At 71.0% G+C, this 3,687-nt stretch carries 3 protein-coding genes and 1 pseudogene; 2 read left to right on the top strand and 2 right to left on the bottom strand.

Annotation, left to right across the window (positions count from 1 at the left end; translation table 11 throughout):
- A pseudogene (locus FPZ41_RS45510) lies at window positions 1–381 on the top strand (IS200/IS605 family accessory protein TnpB-related protein); the annotation flags it as partial.
- A gap of 158 nt (window positions 382–539) precedes the next feature.
- Here FPZ41_RS45510 and purH read toward each other — a convergent pair.
- On the bottom strand, window positions 540–2,138 hold the full coding sequence (gene purH, locus FPZ41_RS45515) for a bifunctional phosphoribosylaminoimidazolecarboxamide formyltransferase/IMP cyclohydrolase (RefSeq protein ID WP_322621561.1): 1,599 nt from the start codon (window positions 2,136–2,138) through the stop codon (window positions 540–542).
- A complete protein-coding gene (gene purN, locus FPZ41_RS45520; protein WP_322621562.1) occupies window positions 2,135–2,773 on the bottom strand; it encodes a phosphoribosylglycinamide formyltransferase in 639 nt (212 codons plus the stop codon). Before purN ends, purH begins: the two co-directional genes overlap by 4 nt.
- Window positions 2,774–3,154: 381 nt before the next feature.
- Here purN and FPZ41_RS45525 point away from each other — a divergent pair.
- Window positions 3,155–3,687 (top strand): hypothetical protein (locus tag FPZ41_RS45525; protein WP_152870671.1); only part of this gene is annotated, 533 nt, incomplete at its 3' end.

Here is a 3,687-nt window from a genome sequence, read left to right on the forward strand (position 1 = left end):
GGTGGGTTGCGGGAGGTGGCGGCGTCGTTTGTGGTGCCCGGTCCTTCGGGGGTGGCGATCCGGGCCCGGCTGCGGCTGTCGGAGACGGACGCGGCGGCGTTGCGTGAGGTTGGGGTGTTCCTCGGCTCACTGGCATCGCGGGATCTCGCGGTGCGCTCTGGGCAGGGACTGGCTCACGACGCGGCTGCGTCGGCGGTGCGGAAGCGGGAGCTCTCCGGCGGCTCGTCGGCGCGGTGGGCAGGCAGTATCACCAAGGCCACGCATGACCCGTGGGCACTGGCCCGGCACGGCCAGGCCGCCCACATGGCGTGGCTGCGCGGGCAGATCGCCGGGATCGAGCCACGGATAGCCCGTCCGCTGGGTGCCAAGGCGAACAAGCAGTACACGCCTCCCGGCAGGAAGCGACCCTGAGAGACCTCCGATCCCGCGCCCGCGGCACTGCGGGCACGAAGCGGCCTCCGGCTCCCTCGGGGGAGGGCCGGAGGCCGCTTCGGTGTGCTCTCTCGGTTCTCTCGGTTCTCTCGGTTCTCTCGGTTCGCTCAGTGGAAGAAGTGGCGCGTTCCCGTGAAGTACATCGTGATGCCGGCCTTCTGGGCGGCCTCGACGACCAGTTCGTCGCGGACGGAACCGCCGGGCTGCACGATGGCCTTGACGCCAGCGGCGCTCAGGACGTCGATGTTGTCCGGGAACGGGAAGAACGCGTCCGACGCGACGTACGAGCCCCGGGCGCGCTCGGCACCGGCCCGCTCCACCGCCAGCTTGCAGGAGTCCACACGGTTGACCTGCCCCATGCCGACGCCCACCGAGGCGCCGTCCTTGGCGAGCAGGATCGCGTTGGACTTGACGGCCCGGCATGCCTTCCAGGCGAAGGAGAGCTCGGCCAGTTCCTCGGCGGAGAGCGCCTCGCCGGTCGCCAGCGTCCAGTTGGCCGGGTCGTCGCCGTCTGCCTGAAGGCGGTCGGTGACCTGGAGGAGGACACCGCCGTCGATGTGCTTGGCCTCCACCCGGTTGCACGGGCCGTCCGGGGCCTTCAGGACACGGATGTTCTTCTTCCTGGTGAGGGCCTCCAGCGCGCCGTCCTCGTAGTCGGGCGCCACGATGACCTCGGTGAAGATCTCCGCGACCTGCTCGGCCATCTCCTTGCTGACCGGCCGGTTGACGGCGATGACCCCGCCGAACGCCGACAGCGGGTCACAGGCGTGCGCCTTGCGGTGCGCCTCGGCGACGTCGGAACCGACCGCGATACCGCACGGGTTGGCGTGCTTGATGATCGCGACGCAGGGCTCGGCGTGGTCGTACGCGGCACGGCGGGCGGCGTCCGTGTCCGTGTAGTTGTTGTACGACATCTCCTTGCCGTGGAGCTGCTCGGCCTCGGCGAGTCCGCCGGCCGGGCCACCGCCGACGTAGAGGGCGGCGGGCTGGTGCGGGTTCTCGCCGTAGCGCAGGGTGTTCTTGCGCTCGTAGGTGGCGCCGAGGAAGTCCGGGAAGGCGGAGTCGTCGGCCGGCGCGTAGGAGGAGGCGAACCAGGAGGCGACCGCCACGTCGTACGCGGCGGTGTGCTGGAAGGCCTCCGCGGCGAGCCGCTTGCGGGCGGCGAGGTCGAAGCCGCCGTCCTTGAGGGCGCCCAGGACGTCGGCGTACCGGGCCGGGCTGGTGACGACGGCGACGGACGGGTGGTTCTTGGCGGCGGCCCGCACCATGGAGGGCCCGCCGATGTCGATCTGCTCGACGCACTCGTCGGGGGTGGCGCCGGAGGCGACGGTCTCGCGGAACGGGTAGAGGTTCACCACGACGAGGTCGAACGGCTCGATCCCGAGCTCGGCGAGCTGCCGCTGGTGGTCGTCGAGGCGCAGGTCGGCGAGGATGCCGGCGTGGACCCTGGGGTGGAGGGTCTTGACCCGGCCGTCCAGGCACTCGGGGAAGCCGGTGAGCTCCTCGACCTTGGTGACGGGGACGCCGGCGTCCGCGATGCGGGCGGCGGTGGATCCGGTGGAAACGATCTGGACCCCGGCCTCGTGCAGCCCGCGCGCGAGCTCGCCGAGCCCGGTCTTGTCGTAGACGCTGACGAGCGCACGACGGATGACGCGCTTGGTGCCGCTCCCGGCCGTCGCTGTGCTCTCGGTGCTCTCGGCGGTCACTGGATAACTACCTTTCGTCCCTCAATGCGATAGCCGTTGCGGGCGATCCGCCCCACGACATCGACGAGCAGCCTTCGCTCGATGTCCTTGATGCGCTCGTGCAGAGCGCTCTCGTCGTCCTCGTCCCGGACCTCCACCACGCCCTGAGCGATGATCGGTCCGGTGTCGACGCCGTCGTCGACGAAGTGGACGGTGCATCCGGTGACCCTGACGCCGTACGCGAGCGCGTCACGGACGCCGTGGGCTCCCGGGAAACTGGGCAGCAGAGCGGGGTGGGTGTTGACGAACCGCCCGCCGAACCGCGCCAGGAACTCCTTGCCCACGATCTTCATGAACCCCGCGGACACGACGAGATCGGGCTGGTGGGCGGCGACGGCGTCGGCAAGGGCCGCGTCCCACTCCTCGCGGGTGGCGTAGTCCTTCACCCGGCACACGAAGGTCGGCAGCCCGGCGCGCTCGGCGCGGGCGAGCCCCTCGATGCCACCGCGGTCGGCTCCGACGGCCACGATCTCGGCGCCGTAGGCATCGACGCCCGCCTCGTCGATGGCATCCAGCAGCGCCTGCAGATTGGTCCCGGAACCGGAAACCAGGACGACAAGGCGCCTGGCCGCGGACTTGACCACGGGCTCGGCCACGGCGGGGCCCTTTCTCGGGGAGTCTTTTGTACGGTCGTACGAATGCTTCGCGCCCCCTGATACGGGGAAGTGTACGAAGCGGTCGACCGCCAGCAACGATACCGGCACTCCGGACGGCCCCCACGGGACGGGGGCGTGGCCGGAAGGTACCGTCGGGGAAGCATCCGACCGGGGAACGCAGCTCAGCGAGGGGAACGCCTTGCCCGTCCGGGACGTTGACCAAGGACGGATACGACCGTTCCAACGGCACCGAAGCACCGAACCCAGAAGCCCAGATTTCAGATGTACAGATCCCAGACGTGATGTACAGATCCCAGACGTACTGATCCCGTCCAGAAGTACTGATCCCAGAACTTATTCCAAGGGGAAGACGCACACCTGATGCCGGACCGCAGTCTCCGACTTTCGCCGCTCCTGCTGCGCGAGCGGCGTTCTTCGCCCACCCCGCCGCGGGAGAGCGAGGACGCGCCCAACAGCGGTCAGGACGCCACCGGTGGGCGTGGGGCCCAGGCCCCGGCCGACGACAACCCCTTCGCGCCACCCCCGGAGGGGACGCCCGACCGCCCGTGGCGGCCGCGCCGCCCCGCGCGCGGACAGGGAGAGGACAACGAAGGGAACTCCCCCTGGGGCAGCCAGTGGAGCGACCGCCAGCCCGGCCGCTCGTCCGGCGGCGGCTTCGGCGAGCGCCCCCGCCCCTCCGGCGGTGGCGGACAGGGCGGCCCCGAGGGCGGTCCGGGCGGCGGCCTGCGCTGGGACCCCACGGACCCGGCGCAGCGCCGTGCGCGCTATGCCCTGCTCGCCGGCATGTGGGCGTTCTTCTTCTCGCTCTTCAGCTGGCCGTACATGGCGCTGCTGCTCGGCGCGCTGGCCCTCTACTGGGGCATCAGCGCCCTCCGTGCCAAGCCCCGCCGCCC

The organism is Streptomyces acidicola (genome assembly GCF_009377235.1).
Lineage (GTDB): Bacteria > Actinomycetota > Actinomycetes > Streptomycetales > Streptomycetaceae > Streptomyces > Streptomyces acidicola.